The sequence below is a fragment of the Nocardia sp. NPDC050175 genome, from assembly GCF_044459885.1.
Classification (GTDB): Bacteria; Actinomycetota; Actinomycetes; order Mycobacteriales; family Mycobacteriaceae; genus Nocardia.
This window is the reverse complement of the sequence record NZ_JBITJI010000001.1, coordinates 1,192,437-1,207,708: the sequence shown is the minus strand read 5'-3', so window position 1 is coordinate 1,207,708 and position 15,272 is coordinate 1,192,437. Positions and strand designations below refer to the sequence as shown.

Annotated in this window: 12 protein-coding genes and 1 pseudogene; 11 read left to right on the top strand and 2 right to left on the bottom strand. The window is 67.9% G+C overall.

The features are described 5' to 3' along the window. Positions 1-1,086 precede the first annotated feature (1,086 nt). From ACIBK2_RS05470 to ACIBK2_RS05455, 4 genes and pseudogenes are all read left to right on the top strand, one after another. Positions 1,087-1,947: pseudogene (locus ACIBK2_RS05470) on the top strand (pseudouridine synthase); the annotation flags it as partial. Then, entirely contained in the window at positions 1,947-2,690 is a 744-nt protein-coding gene (gene cmk, locus ACIBK2_RS05465; protein WP_396963954.1) for a (d)CMP kinase, read from the top strand. The pseudogene ACIBK2_RS05470 and the gene cmk, both read left to right, overlap by 1 nt. Before the next feature lie 11 nt (positions 2,691-2,701). Beyond that, positions 2,702-4,111 carry a ribosome biogenesis GTPase Der gene (gene der, locus ACIBK2_RS05460; RefSeq protein ID WP_396964048.1) on the top strand — a complete coding sequence of 470 codons (1,410 nt, stop codon included), beginning with the start codon at positions 2,702-2,704 and terminating at the stop codon, positions 4,109-4,111. A 278-nt stretch (positions 4,112-4,389) separates the two neighbouring features. Then, positions 4,390-5,148: an acyl-[acyl-carrier-protein] thioesterase gene (locus ACIBK2_RS05455; protein ID WP_396963952.1), complete on the top strand. Its 759-nt coding sequence runs from the start codon at positions 4,390-4,392 to the stop codon at positions 5,146-5,148. A 43-nt stretch (positions 5,149-5,191) separates the two neighbouring features. On the opposite strand, the gene ACIBK2_RS05450 is transcribed toward ACIBK2_RS05455, so the two are convergent. Continuing rightward, positions 5,192-6,679 carry a mannitol dehydrogenase family protein gene (locus ACIBK2_RS05450; protein WP_396963950.1) on the bottom strand — a complete coding sequence of 496 codons (1,488 nt, stop codon included), beginning with the start codon at positions 6,677-6,679 and terminating at the stop codon, positions 5,192-5,194. Positions 6,680-6,780: 101 nt separating this feature from the next. Between ACIBK2_RS05450 and ACIBK2_RS05445 the strand changes: the two genes are divergently transcribed. The 6 genes from ACIBK2_RS05445 (at position 6,781) to ACIBK2_RS05420 (ending at position 13,334) form a co-directional block, all read left to right on the top strand. Beyond that, a complete protein-coding gene (locus ACIBK2_RS05445; RefSeq protein WP_396963948.1) occupies positions 6,781-7,782 on the top strand; it encodes a sugar-binding transcriptional regulator in 1,002 nt (333 codons plus the stop codon). Further along, a complete protein-coding gene (locus tag ACIBK2_RS05440) occupies positions 7,769-9,130 on the top strand; it encodes an ABC transporter substrate-binding protein (RefSeq protein WP_396963946.1) in 1,362 nt (453 codons plus the stop codon). The genes ACIBK2_RS05445 and ACIBK2_RS05440 overlap by 14 nt, the downstream gene beginning before the upstream one ends. Before the next feature lie 2 nt (positions 9,131-9,132). Continuing rightward, positions 9,133-10,101 carry a carbohydrate ABC transporter permease gene (locus tag ACIBK2_RS05435; RefSeq protein WP_396963944.1) on the top strand — a complete coding sequence of 323 codons (969 nt, stop codon included), beginning with the start codon at positions 9,133-9,135 and terminating at the stop codon, positions 10,099-10,101. Positions 10,102-10,184: 83 nt separating this feature from the next. Then, on the top strand, positions 10,185-10,979 hold the full coding sequence (locus ACIBK2_RS05430) for a carbohydrate ABC transporter permease (protein ID WP_396964046.1): 795 nt from the start codon (positions 10,185-10,187) through the stop codon (positions 10,977-10,979). Between the two features lie 9 nt (positions 10,980-10,988). Beyond that, positions 10,989-12,098, top strand: coding sequence for an ABC transporter ATP-binding protein (locus ACIBK2_RS05425; RefSeq protein ID WP_396963942.1), 1,110 nt, complete (start codon positions 10,989-10,991; stop codon positions 12,096-12,098). A gap of 156 nt (positions 12,099-12,254) precedes the next feature. Beyond that, entirely contained in the window at positions 12,255-13,334 is a 1,080-nt protein-coding gene (locus tag ACIBK2_RS05420) for an amidohydrolase family protein (protein WP_396963940.1), read from the top strand. Between the two features lie 56 nt (positions 13,335-13,390). Here the strand turns inward: ACIBK2_RS05420 and ACIBK2_RS05415 are convergent, their stop codons facing one another. Further along, positions 13,391-14,140 (bottom strand): IclR family transcriptional regulator, encoded by a 750-nt coding sequence (locus ACIBK2_RS05415; protein WP_396963937.1) that lies wholly within the window; start codon positions 14,138-14,140, stop codon positions 13,391-13,393. A 300-nt stretch (positions 14,141-14,440) separates the two neighbouring features. On the opposite strand from ACIBK2_RS05415, the gene ACIBK2_RS05410 reads away from it, so the two are divergent. Further along, on the top strand, positions 14,441-15,262 hold the full coding sequence (locus ACIBK2_RS05410; protein WP_396963935.1) for a hypothetical protein: 822 nt from the start codon (positions 14,441-14,443) through the stop codon (positions 15,260-15,262). The last annotated feature ends 10 nt before the right edge of the window (positions 15,263-15,272 follow it).

Below are 15,272 nucleotides of genomic sequence, written 5' to 3'. Positions count from 1 at the left end.
AGAGGCGCAGGCGCTGCTCGAAGGGGGACCGAACGCGGCGCAGCGCGCAGCGAGGGCGGCTACCGCAGCGCAGCGCCGTCGAGCCCCTCGCGCGGAAACGCGCAGGGCGGCAACGCATATCGCGGCGGCGCCCCGCAGGGCAGCAGCTACCGCGACCGCTCGGAAGGCGGCAACGCACGCGGCCGTAGCGATCGTGGTTCCGCGCAAGGCTCCTATCGTGACCGCTCCGAAGGCGGCAATTCCTACCGCGGCCGTAGTGAAGGCGGCGCCCCGCAGGGTGGCGGCTACCGCGGCACGCGAGACGGCAACGCCCAGGGCGGATACCGCGGCGGCTCCACACAAGGCGGCGGCTCTCGCTCCGAGGGCGGCAGTTCTTATCGCGGCAGCCGAGATGGCAACGCGCAGGGCGGCGGCGGATATCGCGGCAATTCCGCGCAGGGCGGCAGCTCCTACCGCGGCAGCTCGTCGCAGAGCGGCAGCTCCTACCGTGATCGCTCCGATAGTGGCAGCGGATACCGCGGCCGTTCCGAAGGCGGCTCGTCGCAGGGTGGCGGCTACCGTGACCGCTCCGCAGGCGGCTCGTCGCAGGGCGGCTACCGTGAGCGTTCCGAGGGCGGCAACGCGTATCGCGGCCGTTCTGAGGGCGGTTCCGCGCAGAGCGGCGGCGGATATCGCGGCAGCTCGTCGCAGGGTGGCAGCTCGTACCGCGACCGTTCCGAGGGGGGCAGCGGATATCGCGGCCGCAGCGAAGGCGGCTCGTCGCAAGGTGGCTCGTACCGCGACCGCTCGGACAGCGGCTCGTCGCAAGGCAACTCCTATCGCGACCGCAGCGAGGCCGGCTCCGGTGGCAACGCCTACCGTGGCCGCACCGACAGCGGCTCCGCGCAAGGCAACACTTATCGCGACCGCAGCGAAGCCGGTTCCGGCGGCAATGCCTACCGTGGCCGCACCGAAGGCAACTCGGGCCAGAACGACAACGCACAGTCCGGCAACTCCTATCGTGGTGCCGCCCAAGGCGGCTCCACCAGCCGTGGCACCGCGCCGAACGGCATCCCGCAGCGCCGCGCCGCGCAGCCCGCGCCGACCGGCAAGAAGAAGAACCCCAAGCCGCAGAAGCAGACTCAGTCCGCCCCGCTGCTCAACAACGCCAAGCCCGCCAAGCGTCAGCATGTCGAGCCTGCCGCGTCCGAGGGCCACGAAAAAATGCCGTGGGGCGAGGGCGAACGCTTGCAGAAGGTCCTCGCCAAGGCGGGTGTCGCCTCGCGCCGCGCCGCCGAGGAGATGATCGCCCAGGGCCGCGTCGAGGTCGACGGTGCCATCGTGGTCGAACAGGGCCTGCGCATCGATCCCGAGGTCGCGGTGGTCCGGGTCGACGGCACGCGCGTGATGGTGCGCTCCGAACTGGTGCACATCGTGCTGAACAAGCCCAAGGGCTGGCAGTCCACCATGTCCGACGATCTCGGCCGCCCCTGCGTCGGTGACATCGTCGCCGAGCGCATCGCGGCCGGTCAGCGCCTGTTCCACGTCGGCCGCCTTGACGCCGACACCGAGGGTCTGCTGCTGCTCACCAACGACGGCGACCTCGCGCACCGGCTCATGCACCCGTCCTACGAGGTCTCCAAGACCTACCTGGCCACGGTCAACGGCGAGGTGCACAAGGGCATCGGCAAGAAGCTCAAGGACGGCATCGAGCTGGAGGACGGCCCGGCGAAGGTCGACAGCTTCCAGGTGCTCGAGATCAACGAGGGACGTTCCCTCGTGAAACTGGTGTTGCACGAAGGGCGCAAGCACATCGTGCGCCGCCTGCTCGACGCGGTCGGCCATCCGGTGAGCCGGCTGGTGCGCACCAATATCGGTCCGGTCGCGCTCGGCGACCAACGGCCCGGCACGTTGCGTGTGCTCGGTCGCGGTGAAATCGGCAAACTCTACGAGGCGGTGTCGTTGTGATGGGTGTGGAGACTCCGGTCGAGGCGCCCCGGCAGATGTCGGGGACCAGTCCGCTCGTCGTCGCGATGGACGGCCCGTCCGGCACCGGTAAATCCAGCGTCTCGCGCCGCCTCGCCACCCGGCTCGGCGCCCGCTATCTGGACACTGGCGCGATGTACCGGGTCGCGACGCTGCGCGTGCTGCGTGCGGGCATCGAGCTCACCGACGCCGCCGCCATCGGTGCGGCGGTCAAGGAGCTGCCGCTGTCGATCGGCACCGATCCGAGCCGCGAGGTGATCCAGCTCGACGGCGAGGACGTGTCCTCGGAGATCCGCGGCGACGCCGTCACCAAGGCCGTTTCGGCGGTCTCGGCGGTGTCCGAGGTGCGTGATCTGCTCGTCGCGCTGCAACGCGAAATCGCCACGGCCGCACAGCGAATCGTGGTCGAGGGCCGTGATATCGGCACCGTGGTGCTGACCGACGCGGACGCCAAGATCTACCTGACCGCCTCGGCTGAGGCCCGCGCCCATCGGCGCAACCAGCAGAACATCGCCGAAGGCCGCGGCGACGACTACGAGGCCGTGCTCGCCGATGTGCAGCGGCGCGACAACCTCGATTCCACCCGCAAGGTGTCCCCACTGCGTCCGGCCGACGACGCCGTGCTGGTCGACACCAGCGACCTGAACATGGATGAGGTCATCGACGAGCTGTATCGCGTTGTCGCGCAGCAGATTTCGGCGACCAGGACGGGAGGTCCGCAGTGACTGAAGACGTAATGGCCGGCGACGGCATCTGGAGTGACGAAACCGACTGGGAGCTCACCGATCTCGACGGCGAGTTCGCGGGCGAAGAAGTACTGGCGATGCCGACGGTGGCCGTGGTCGGCCGCCCGAACGTCGGCAAGTCGACCCTGGTGAACCGTATTCTCGGCCGCCGCGAGGCCGTCGTCGAGGACATTCCCGGCGTCACCCGCGACCGAATCTCCTACGAGGCCAACTGGTCCGGGCGCCGCTTCCTGGTGCAGGACACCGGTGGCTGGGAGCCGGACGCCAAGGGCCTGCAGCAGTCGGTGGCCCGCCAGGCCGAGGTGGCCATGGAGACCGCCGACGCGATCCTGCTCGTGGTCGACGCCGTGGTCGGCGCCACCGCCACCGACGAGGCCGCGGTGAAGAAGCTGCGCCGCTCCGAGATCCCGGTCATCCTGGTCGCCAACAAGGTCGACGATCAGAAGGTCGAATCCGAGGCCGCCGCACTGTGGTCGCTCGGTCTCGGCGAGCCGAGGATGGTCAGCGCCGCGCACGGTCGCGGCACCGGCGATCTGCTCGACGATGTGCTCGCCGTGCTGCCGGAAACCCCGCGCGAAGGCACCGGCGGCGCGGGTCCGCGTCGTGTCGCGCTGGTCGGCAAGCCCAACGTCGGCAAGTCCAGCCTGTTGAACAAGCTGGCCGACGACGAGCGCTCGGTCGTGCACGATGTCGCGGGCACCACCGTCGACCCGGTCGACTCGCTGGTCGACCTGGGCGGCAAGATCTGGAAGTTCGTCGACACCGCAGGCCTGCGTCGCAAGGTCTCGCACGCCAACGGCACCGAGTTCTACGCCTCGCTGCGCACCAAGGCGGCCCTGGAGGCCTCCGAGGTCGCGATCATGTTGATCGACGCGTCGGACCCGATCACCGAACAGGACCTGCGGGTGATCAGCATGGTCGCCGACTCCGGTCGCGCGCTCGTGCTGGCCTTCAACAAGTGGGACCTGGTCGACGAGGACCGCCGCCTGCAACTCGACCGCGAGGTCGACCGCGACCTGGTCCGCGTCCCCTGGGCGCAGCGGGTCAACATCTCCGCACACACCGGCCGCTCGGTGCAAAAACTGGTGCCCGCGATGGAAACCGCGCTCGAGTCCTGGGACAAGCGCATCTCCACCGGCCGCCTGAACACCTGGCTCAAGGAAGTCGTCGCGGCCACCCCGCCGCCGATGCGCGGCGGCCGCCTGCCCCGCATCATGTTCGCCACCCAGGCGACCACCCGCCCGCCGACGTTCGTCCTGTTCACCACCGGCTTCCTCGAGGCAGGCTACCGCCGCTTCCTGGAACGCCGCCTGCGCGAAGAGTTCAACTTCGACGGCTCCCCGGTCCGTATCTCGGTCCGCGTCCGCGAAAAGCGCGAACGCACCTCCAAGAAGCGCTGACCCAGTACCCCACCCGAAAGAGCCCCGAGACGCCCGCGTCCCGGGGCTCTTTCATGATCATGGGGAACCAGTGCTGGTATCCGCCGAGAAGGTCTGGCACCAGTTCCCCATGATCTTGAACGTGGTCGCTGCCGACCGGATCAGTCCCGCTTCTCGGCGGCTGTCCCATGTCCGGTTCGTCGCGTTCGGGATTTCCGGTGCCGAACGTGGTGTGAGATGCGCGACGCGCTGACCGTGCCGACGCGCGGTTGGTAACAATGAGCTGGCATTATCCGGATATGGTCATTCCCAGCGTGCTGCCGGAACGTCCGACCGCCGGAACCCCGTTCGAGACGGGGTGGCCGGTACGTCTCGCCGATACCGACGGCGATCAACGCCTTCGGCTCGACGCCATTGCCCGTTATCTGCAGGACATCGGGTTCGAGCATCTCGATGCCGTCGAGGACGGCGACAACCATCGTGGCTGGGTGGTGCGCCGGACGGTGATGGATGTGCTCAAGCCGATTCAGTTCGGTGAGCGGGTCATACTGCGCCGGTGGTGTTCCGGGCTGTCCACGCGCTGGTGCAACATGCGGGTGCAGATCAGCGGCAGCGCAGGCGGTCTGGTCGAGACCGAGGCCTTCCTGATCCACTTCGGCACCGAAACCGGTGTGCCCGCTCGGATGAGCGACCGCTTCATGGAGCCGATGCTGGCCGCCACCACCGAACACCGGCTGCGATGGAAGGCCGCGCTCACCGATCCGGCGCCGGCGGCCGACGCGTCCGACGTGCAGGTGCGTCCCTTCCCGCTGCGCATCACCGATATCGACATGCTCGACCACGTCAACAACTCGGTCTACCTCAGCGGCGTCGAAGAGGTCCTGGCCGATCACGACGACCTCAAGTCGGGCCCGCATCGGGCGATCATCGAGTACGTGAAACCGCTGAGGTCCGGCGATCACGTCGACCTGGCCGCCCAGCGTGCAGGCTCCGCGCTCGACATCTGGTTCACCGTCGCCGGTGAAACGCACGCGGTCACCCGGGTCCTGCCTATCTGACCGGACAGGCCCTCCCGCGGTGCGAGCCGGGGGAGGGCCCGTTCTACTCCGCCAGATCCGCGACGGTGGCGCGAGCTCCCTTGGTGTACAACGAATCCAACGCTGCGACATATGCGCTGACGAACCGTGGCTCGTCGATCAGATCACCGAAAACCGAACGCTCGCTGAGGAATGCGGTCCGATCGTCCCGCTGCCGACGGGCCAGCGGGACCAACCGATCGCGCAGCCGGTCCACGATCTCGATCGGCTCACCCTGCTCATCGACGCCCTCCGCGTACCGCGCCCAGCTCGCGACAATCGCAGCCGCGCAGGTGATCTCGCCGTCCTCCGCGAGCCGCTGCCGAATCACCGGCAGCACCCATTTGGGTATCCGGTCGGAGGATTCCGCGCACAACCGTGCCACCGTGTCGCCGATCGCCGGATTGGAGAACCGTTCGAGCAACGTGTGTTTGTACCTGCCGAGGTCGACCCCGGGGACCGGCCGCAACGTCGGCGTCGCCTCGATGTCCATGTACCGCAACAGGAACCGGCGGAACGCCGGATCCTGCGCCGCGTCGTGCACCAGCCGATAGCCGCTGAGATACCCGAAATACGCCAGCGCCTGATGGCTGGCGTTGAGCAGCCGCAGCTTCATCAGCTCGTAGGGCGCGACGTCCTCGACCAGCTGCACGCCGACCGCACCGTAATCCGGTCGCCCGAGGGGGAACGAATCCTCCAGCACCCATTGCGCGAACGGCTCGGTCACCACCGGCCACTGGTCCGTTACCCCGTACCGCCGCTGGACCTGGGCGGTCGCCTCGGACGGCGTCACCGGCGTGATCCGATCCACCATCGAGTTCGGGAACCGCACCTCCCGCGCCACCCAGTCGCCGAGTTCACGATCGCGCAGCCCGGCGAACGCGCTGAACGTCGCGCGCGCGACATGCCCGTTCCCCTCGATGTTGTCGCACGACATCACCGTGAACGGCGCCACACCGCTCGCCCTTCGACGGGCCAGCCCCTCGGTGATCAGCCCGAAGATGGTGCTGGGCACCGCATTCGGCGCGAGGTCGGCGCGAATCTCCGGATCGTCGGCATCGAACGCGCCGGTCGTCGCGGAGAAGTGATACCCGCCCTCTGTCACGGTGAGCGAGACGATGCGGGTGGCCGGGTCGGCGAGCTTCGCCAGCACCGCCTCGGGATCGTCCGGCGCATAAAGATATTCGACGATCGAGCCGATCACGCGCGTGTTCCAGCTGCCGTCCGGTGCCAATACCGACAGCGTGTACAGCCCGTCTTGCGCCGCGAGCACGTCGCGCATCCGGCGGTCGGCGGGCAGCACGCCCACCCCGCAGATGCCCCACTCGCGCGCGCCGCCGTCGGCCAACAGCCGGTCGATATACATCGCCTGATGGGCGCGATGAAACCCGCCGACACCGAAATGCACTATGCCGGTGGTGATTCCCGTCCGGTCATAGGTCGGTACGGCAATGCCGGAGTCGAGGTCCCGCAGAGTCGCGGAACGCAACGGCACGCTGGTGTCCCTAGTCATAGTTACCCCGCCAGTGTTGTGTACGTCACACTTCGGATGGTACCCTCTGTGAGCAGTAGTTCACACGCTGAGCATATGCTCAGGCTCATTGAGGAGGCCGTGTGGCCACCGTCCCTTCCCGCCCGGGCACGCCCGACGACGTCCGGCTCGCACTCCGAGCCGCGCAGCTGTATCACCTAGAGGGCGCCACCCAAGCCGAAATCGCCGCCAAACTCGGTGTTTCGCGCCCGACAGCGGGCAGGCTCATCGCCAGGGCTCGTGCCCAGGGCCTGGTGCGCATCGAGATCAGCGTCCCCGACGAACTGCGCGATTCGGTGCACACCGACATCGAGAGCGATCTCGAGCGCGCGTTCGGACTCACCGAGGCCGTCGTGCTCCGTGACGTCCCCGACGGCTCCCCCTCCGGCCTGCTGCCGCTGGCCCGCGCCGCGGTCGGCGTGCTGGCCCGCCGGCTGCAACCGCAGGCCACTCTCGGATTCACTTGGGGCCCAGAGACAATCGCCGTCGCTCGCGAGCTGCGCACCAAGTCCGCCCGCTGCGCCACCGTAGTTCAGCTGGACGGCTCGATGACCTCGGTCGACTACCAAACGGGCGTCGACTACACCCTCGGTCGCTGCGCCACCGTCTTACAGGCCACCCCGGTCCGCCTGAACGCCCCGCTCTACGCCGACGCCGCGACCGTGACCGCGCTGGAACAGGATTCGCTGCTCGGCCACCCGATGGCGCTCGGCCGCAACGCCGACGTGATGATGTTCGGCGTCGGCACCGTCTCCACCGCGACCACCCTGTTCGAGGGCAGCTACCTCGACACCGCCATCCTCGGCGAGCTGCGCAGCCTCGGCGCGGTCGGCGAGATCGGCGGCCGGTTCTTCCGCGCCGACGGCCGCGACGTCGCGGGATCGCTTGCCGCCCGCACGGTTTCGGTCGCCCTCGACGCGGTGCGCGCCTGCAAGACATCGCTGCTGATCGCCGGCGGGCACGTCAAACACGAGGCCACTCTCGGCGTGCTGCGCGGCGGGCTGGCCAAGATCCTCGTCACCGACATCGAATCCGCGCGGTGGCTGCTGGAACAGAAGGAGGGCCTCGCCGATGAGAAGGCATAGCCCAATCAGAAGACGCGCACTGGCACTTGCCGTTTCGGCCGTCCTGGCCACGGCGGGCTGCGCAGGTGCCGGATCGTTCACCTCCGGCGGCGGCGACACCGTCACCATCGCCATGGTGTCGAACTCGCAGATGCAGGACGCGATCGCGCTGTCCGGCGAGTTCGAGCGCGAAAACCCCGGCACCAAACTGAAATTCGTGTCGCTGTCGGAGAACGAGGCGCGCGCCAAGATCACCGCGTCGGTCGCCACCCACGGCGGCGAATTCGACGTCGTGATGATCAGCAACTACGAGACCCCGCAGTGGGCCGCCAATGGCTGGCTGACCGACCTGTCCACCTACGCCCGCAACACCCCGGGCTACGACGAGCAGGATTTCATTCCATCCCTGCAGAAGTCGCTGTCGTATCAGGGCGACATGTACTCGGTGCCGTTCTACGGCGAGTCCTCATTCCTGATGTACCGCAAGGACTTACTCGAACAGGCCGGGCTCACCATGCCCGCCGAACCGACCTGGGACCAGGTCGCCGACGCCGCCGCGAAACTCGACGACCCGGCCAACGGCCGCTCCGGCATCTGCCTGCGCGGCAAGCCCGGCTGGGGCGAGACCCTCGCCCCGCTCAACACCGTGATCAACACCTTCGGCGGCCGCTGGTTCGACGAGAACTGGCACGCCCAGCTGAACAGCCCCGAAGTTGTTCGCGCCGTCGAGTTCTACATCGACCTGGTGCGCAAGCACGGCGAGCCCGGCGCGGCCACCAGCGGCTTCGGCGAGTGCGCCACCCAACTCTCGCAGGGCAACACCGCGATGTGGTACGACGCCACCTCGGCCGTCGGCGTGCTGGAAGATCCGGCATCGAGCAAGGTGGTCGGCAAGATCGGCTACGCGCTCGCCCCGATCCAGCAGAAGCCCAACTCCGGCTGGCTCTACACCTGGTCCCTCGGCATCCCGAAGACCAGCGAAAAGCCGGACGCCGCCTGGAAATTCGTCTCCTGGATGACCAGCAAGCCCTACATCAAGATGGTCGGCGAGAAGCTCGGCTGGTCGCACGTCCCACCGGGCAGCCGCCTGTCGACCTACCAGATTCCGGAGTACAAGGAAGCGTCGAAGGCTTACGGCCCGCTCACCCTATCGGCGATGGAGGGCGTCGATCCGGAGCACCCGGGCGTTAAACCGGTGCCCTACACCGGCATTCAATTCATCACCATCCCGGAATTCCAGGATCTCGGCACCCGGGTGAGTCAGCAGATCAGCGCCGCGATCGCCGGCCGGATCAGCGTCCGCGACGCCCTCGACCAAGCTCAGCAGTACGCCGAGGTGGTCGGTCGGTCGTATCGAGAGAGCCAGTAACCATGTCCGAAACCACCACCGCCCCAGCGGCCGCCAGCTCGGCCCCGGCCGCCCCGCCGCCCCCGCTCGTCTCCCGGCGCGACCGCATCTCCCGCGCCGAGGGCTGGCGTCGCCGCGGCCCGCTGCTGCCCGCGCTGATCTTCATGCTCGTCGTCACCCAGGTGCCGTTCGTCTTCACGCTGTACTACTCGACCCAGTCGTGGAACCTCGTGCGCCCCGGCTCCCGGCACTTCAACGGCCTGCAGAACTACGCGGATGTGTTCCGGGACAGTCAGTTCCGTGAGGTCGCGCTCAATACGGTGATCATGATCGTCGGCACCGTCATCATCTCGGTGATCCTCGGCCTGCTGTTCGCGCTACTGCTCGACCGGGCGTTCTTCGGCCGCGGCGTGGTGCGCACCCTGCTGATCACCCCGTTCCTGGTGACTCCCGTTGCGGCGGCGCTCATTTGGAAGACCACCATGCTCGACCCGGTCTTCGGCCTGATCAACTTCGTGCTGAAGCCCTTCGGCGTCGGCCAGGTCGACTGGGTGAGCAAGTACCCGCTGCCCGCGGTGATGGCCGATCTGGTGTGGCAGTGGACGCCGTTCATGATGCTGCTGATCCTGGCCGGACTGCAGTCCATGCCCCGCGACATCGTCGAGGCCGCCCGCGTCGACGGCGCGAACTCCTTCGCCGTCTTCCGCGAGCTCACGCTGCCGCACCTGCGCCGGTTCATCGAACTCGGCGCGGTCCTCGGCGCCATCTACCTGGTCAACACCTTCGACGCGGTGTACATGATGACCTCGGGCGGACCCGGCATCGCCAGCTCCAACCTGCCGTTCTACATCTACCAGCGCGCCTTCCTCGGCTTCGATATCGGTCAGGCGGCCGCGATGGGCGTCGTCACCGTCATCGCCACCACCGTGGTCGCCACCCTGGCGTTGCGCCTGCTGTTCAAGTCCTTCACCGGAAAAGAGGAAGCGGCATGAGCACGCGTGCCCTCGACAAGAAATCCGCCGTCGACGCCGAGAAACCCGCCGTCAAGGTGCGCAGGCGCCGCAGCCGCGCCGGGATGTTCTGGAGCGCGCTGGCCTGGGTGGTCGGCATCGGCTTCTTCTTCCCGGTGCTGTGGATGGTGCTGACCGCCTTCAAACAGGAGGGCGACGCCTACACCGACCCGCCGAAACTGTTCTTCACCCCGACCCTCGACCAGTTCTCGGCGGTGCTGGACAGCGGCATCGGCACCACCCTGCTGAACTCCACCTTCGCCACCGCGATGTCGACCATCCTGGTGCTGATCCTCGGCCTGCCCGCCGCGTTCGCGCTGTCGCTGCGGCCGGTGCGCCGCACCCAGGACGCGCTGTTCTTCTTCATCGGCACCAAGATGCTGCCGGTCGTCGCCGCGATCGTGCCGCTGTATGTGATCGTCGGCGATATCGGCCTGCTGGACAACATCTGGGCGCTGGTCATCCTTTACACCTCGATGAACCTGCCGATCGCGGTCTGGATGATGCGCTCGTTCTTCCTCGAGGTGCCCAGCGAACTCCTGGAAGCCGCGAGCATGGACGGCGCGAGCACCTGGACCGGCGTGCGCGAGGTGATCCTGCCGCTGGTCTCGCCCGGCATCGCCGCCACCGCGCTCATCTGCATCATCTTCTCCTGGAACGAATTCTTCTTCGCGGTGAACCTGACCGCCGTTCAGGCCCAGACGATTCCGGTGTTCCTGGTCGGCTTCATCACGGGGGAGGGCCTGTACTGGGCCCGCCTGTCCGCCGCAGCGGTGCTCACCGCGCTGCCCGTTGTCCTGGCCGGTTGGATCGCGCAGAACAAGCTGGTGCGCGGTCTCTCGTTCGGCGCCATCAAGTGAGGAAAACCCATGGCCACCATCCGTTATGACTCGGCTTCCTGCGTCTATCCCGGCGCGGAAACCCTCGCGGTCGACTCGCTCGACCTGGACATCGCCGACGGCGAGTTCATCGTCCTGGTCGGCCCGTCCGGCTCCGGCAAGTCCACCGCCCTGCGCATGCTGGCGGGCCTGGAGGAGATCGACGCAGGCGCGATCCGCATCGACGGCACCGACATGACCGGCGTCCCGTCCAAGGACCGCGACATCGCCATGGTCTTCCAGAACTACGCGCTCTACCCGAACAAGACCGTCGGGGAGAACATGGGTTTCGCGCTCAAGATGCTCAAAGTGCCGCTGGAAGAACGTAAACGCCGCGTCGCCGAGGCCGCCGCACTGCTCGGCCTCACCCCTTACCTGGACCGCAAACCGGCGAAACTGTCCGGCGGCCAACGGCAACGGGTCGCGATGGGCCGTGCGATCGTGCGCGAGCCGCGGGTGTTCTGCATGGACGAACCATTGAGCAACCTCGACGCCAAACTGCGCGTGCAGACGCGTACCCAAATCGCCGCGCTGCAGCGACGGCTGGGCACCACCACCGTCTACGTCACGCACGACCAGGTCGAGGCGATGACCATGGGCGACCGCGTCGCCGTGCTGCGCGACGGCAGGCTGCAACAGTTCAGCACCCCCGCCGAGCTCTACGACCGGCCAGCCACCGCGTTCGTCGCGGGCTTCATCGGCTCGCCGTCGATGAACCTGTGCACCGTCCCGCTCGTCCCCGGCGGCGTCGAAATCGCGGGCAGCGCACTGGAATTGCCGCGCGACCGGATGACCGGACTGGCCGCGGCGAACTTGGACACGGTCACCGTCGGCATCCGTCCCGAACAGCTCGAACTGCGCAGGGACGGAACCGGTTTCGCGGTCACCGTCGAACTCGTCGAGGAGCTCGGCAGCGAATCCTATGTCTACGCCCGCCCTTCCACGCCGGTCACCGGCCTCGACGGGGAATCGTTCATGTTCGTGTCCCGCTCGGCGACCAGGTCTCCGGCGAAGCTGGCCGAATCCGTCAGCCTGACGGTGACCGACGCCGCCACGGTGCACCTGTTCCATCCGGTGACCGGCGAACGGATCGCCGAATAAGGCGTGCTAACACCGATGAGCGAGACCTGAAGGTGCTCTAACGAGAACAATGCGTTATCACTTCGTGTGCGGACAAAAGCACGGTCGGCTACTAACGTTCCCTAGCGGAGCGGTCGCACCCCGCCGCTGCATGGACTACCCGCACCGGAGGCTTGCGTGACCGTCGACTCCCCAGCGATCGGTAAAACCGCCCTGCACAATGTTCGCGTCTTCGATGGCCACGGCCTGACCGCGCCGACAACAGTGGTGATCGATGGGGCGGTGATCGGCACCGACGCCGACGGCGCCGAGAGAGTGGACGGTCAGGGCGCGATCCTGCTGCCCGGCCTGATCGACGCCCACGTCCATCTGGCCGGGACGGAATCACTCGACCAGCTCGCCGCGCACGGCGTGACCACCGCACTGGACATGACCACCTTCCCGCCCGAGCGGCTCGCGGCACTGCGTAATCGGCTGGGTACCACCGACATTCGCAGCGCCGGCACGCCGATCATCGGCGACGGCGGCGCGCACGTCCGGATTCCCGGCCTGGCCGAGCACGCGGTCATCCACGGTCCGGAGCAGGCCGAGGCGATGGTCGCCGAGCGCGCCGCGGCCGGGTCGGACTACATCAAGCTCGTGCTGGAAGCGCCCGGTGACGGCGGTCCCGACGAGGCCGCCGCCAAAGCCGTTGTCGCGGCGGCCCATGCCAAGGACCTTCGCGTCGTCGCGCATGCGGCGTCGTTGGGCGCCTACACCCTCGCATTGGACGCGGGAGTCGACATCATCACCCACATTCCGTCGGACGGCCAGCTGCCGTCCGAAGACGTGCGCCGGATGGCGGCGGAACGCCGCGTCGCCGCGCCGACCCTCGTCATGATGCAGGGCATCGCAACGGCTTTGGGCCGGCTCGGCTTCGCCGACAGCCTCGCCAGCGTCGCGACGCTGCACACCGCCGGTGTGCCCATCCTCGCGGGCAGCGACGCCAATACCGAGCAGGGCGTGCCGTTTCAGCCACCGTACGGCGACTCGCTACACCGCGAACTGGAGCTACTCGTCACCGCCGGCCTGACTCCGGCGGAAGCCTTGCTCGCCGCGACCAGTTTGCCCGCCCAATACTTCGGCCTATCCGACCGCGGCACGATCGCCCCCGGCATGCGCGCCGATCTCGTTCTCATCCACGGCGACCCGCTGGCCGACATCCACGCCACCCGCGCGATCGAACGCGTCTGGTGCGGCGGCATCGCCCACACCTGATCGAAGGCGAACCGTCGGGATGTCGCCGCACTGCCCGGGCGACACCCCGACGACCGTCAGAGCGACATCACGCCCTGCGACCTGAGCAGCCTGGTGAGATTGGCACTCACCAACCCCGCCGCCCGCAGCACCGCCTCCGCTATCGCAGGCAGCCGACTCAGCTCGGCGACCGTCCCCGCCAACGCGGCGACGACCTCTCCCGCGGGCCCGCGCACCGGCGCCGCGACACAGGCCAGCCCGAAACGGCTCATATCGGTGTCGTAGGCCAGTCCCCGTTCCCGAGCCAGCGTGATCTGCCGACTCCACTCGCGAGGCGAGAACTCCTCGGGCGGTGTGAGATTCGGATGCCCGATGGCCAGCACCTGCTCAGCGGCCGTACCTGACGGCAGCAGCACGCCCGCGCGCAGCGGAAAGACCTCATCGATCTCGCGCCCGATGCCCCCGATCAGCATCGTGTGCCCCCGATCGGTCACCGACAGGCTGAATCCACCCCGATCCGTCGCCGCCGTCAACTGCCCGAGCGGCCGGGCCGAGGCGGCCCGCAGCATCCGCGCCGGTTGCCAGGTCTGCCCGAGCCGAAATACCCGCGGCCCGATCTGATATCGCCCGCCCCGTCGTTGCACCGCTCCTTCCACCACCAACTGACTGAGTAACCGATAGGCCGTGGCCTTCGGCAATCCCGCCGTTGTCGCCAGCTGAGTCAAGCCCAGTTCATCGCCGTGCGCGAGGGCCTCCAACAGGGCAAATGCCCCCTCGAGCACGCCGCGGCCCCCCATGGCCGCCTTTTCCATCGTCGTTTCGTTCACTCTCTGTCCTCCCGTGCAGAACTGCAACGAACCGAGCACGTGGTGCTTATCGCTCCCGGTCCAACAAATGGAACGCCCGGTTCGCTCATCAGACCGACAACTTCCGTGGGCGGGCCGACCGGCTACAGCATTGGTCCGTCGCGCCGAACGGGCGCCGGGCGGTGTTCCTCTACAGGACGAGTCTCCGGTTTGCGCCCTTCACCCACGTTTCATCGACGTCTCACGGCGTCGAGTCGGTGAAATCGGCGGCGGCGACCACTCGGGGGAAATTTCGGGCAGACGAAATCGAGGGAGATCAACATGGTCGACAGTCTTTTCGCGGACGTGTCCTATTTTCAAGCGCCGGTCGACGATTCCTATCCACACGGCATCTTGAGCTTCCGCTCCAACGACGGCACGTTCCGCGATCCGAACTTCGCCGCGAACTACGAATGGGCGTGCCGGGCAGTCGATGCTGGCCGTTTGGCATGTTTCATCGTCTATTTCTACTGGCGGCCGAACTGGCTCGAGACCGTCGAGACCCACCGCGAGATGGTAGCTCAGCTGGGCGGTCCGCACCCGCGCATGATCGCGATGATCGACGTCGAATCGGGTGGCAATCCCGGCGGTGACCAGTCCGCGGGCATCAACGCCGCGTACTGGAAGCTGGCCGACTGGCTCGGCGACCCGCGGCGGGTGATCGGCTACGCCAACCAGGGCGATTTCTTCGGCATGTGGTCCGACCGCCCCGACGGGTTGCGCATGGTCGGCGCGGGCTACGGCCGCAACCCGGACCTGCCCGGCCAGCTCGCCCACCAATACACCGACGGCCAAGGCTTCGGCGGCGGCCTGCCCGAGGGCTGTCCGCCGTTCGGCGATTGCGACATGAACGCCGCCTACGACATGTCGCCCCAGGATTTCGCCGCGGCCTGCGGCGTCGGAATAGAGGAGGAATTCATGTCCGCATTGAACGAAGTCGAGCAGCGCGAGCTGCTGGAGAAGACCCGTGACATCTGGATCCAGCTGCGCGGCCCGGACGGGCTCGGCTGGGCACAGCTCGGCAAGAACGAGCACGGCCAGAACCGCACCCCGATCGACGCGCTCGCGGCCGTCGAGGACGCGCTCGAAAGCCCACGGAAGTAACCGCGCGCTC

Coding starts and splice junctions, on each gene's coding strand:
- cmk (WP_396963954.1), top strand. CDS start 1,947: ATGGGTGTGGAGACTCCGGTCGAGGCGCCCCGGCAGATGTCGGGGACC.
- der (WP_396964048.1), top strand. CDS start 2,702: ATGGCCGGCGACGGCATCTGGAGTGACGAAACCGACTGGGAGCTCACC.
- ACIBK2_RS05455 (WP_396963952.1), top strand. CDS start 4,390: ATGGTCATTCCCAGCGTGCTGCCGGAACGTCCGACCGCCGGAACCCCG.
- ACIBK2_RS05450 (WP_396963950.1), bottom strand. CDS start 6,679: ATGACTAGGGACACCAGCGTGCCGTTGCGTTCCGCGACTCTGCGGGAC.
- ACIBK2_RS05440 (WP_396963946.1), top strand. CDS start 7,769: ATGAGAAGGCATAGCCCAATCAGAAGACGCGCACTGGCACTTGCCGTT.
- ACIBK2_RS05435 (WP_396963944.1), top strand. CDS start 9,133: ATGTCCGAAACCACCACCGCCCCAGCGGCCGCCAGCTCGGCCCCGGCC.
- ACIBK2_RS05430 (WP_396964046.1), top strand. CDS start 10,185: ATGTTCTGGAGCGCGCTGGCCTGGGTGGTCGGCATCGGCTTCTTCTTC.
- ACIBK2_RS05425 (WP_396963942.1), top strand. CDS start 10,989: ATGGCCACCATCCGTTATGACTCGGCTTCCTGCGTCTATCCCGGCGCG.
- ACIBK2_RS05410 (WP_396963935.1), top strand. CDS start 14,441: ATGGTCGACAGTCTTTTCGCGGACGTGTCCTATTTTCAAGCGCCGGTC.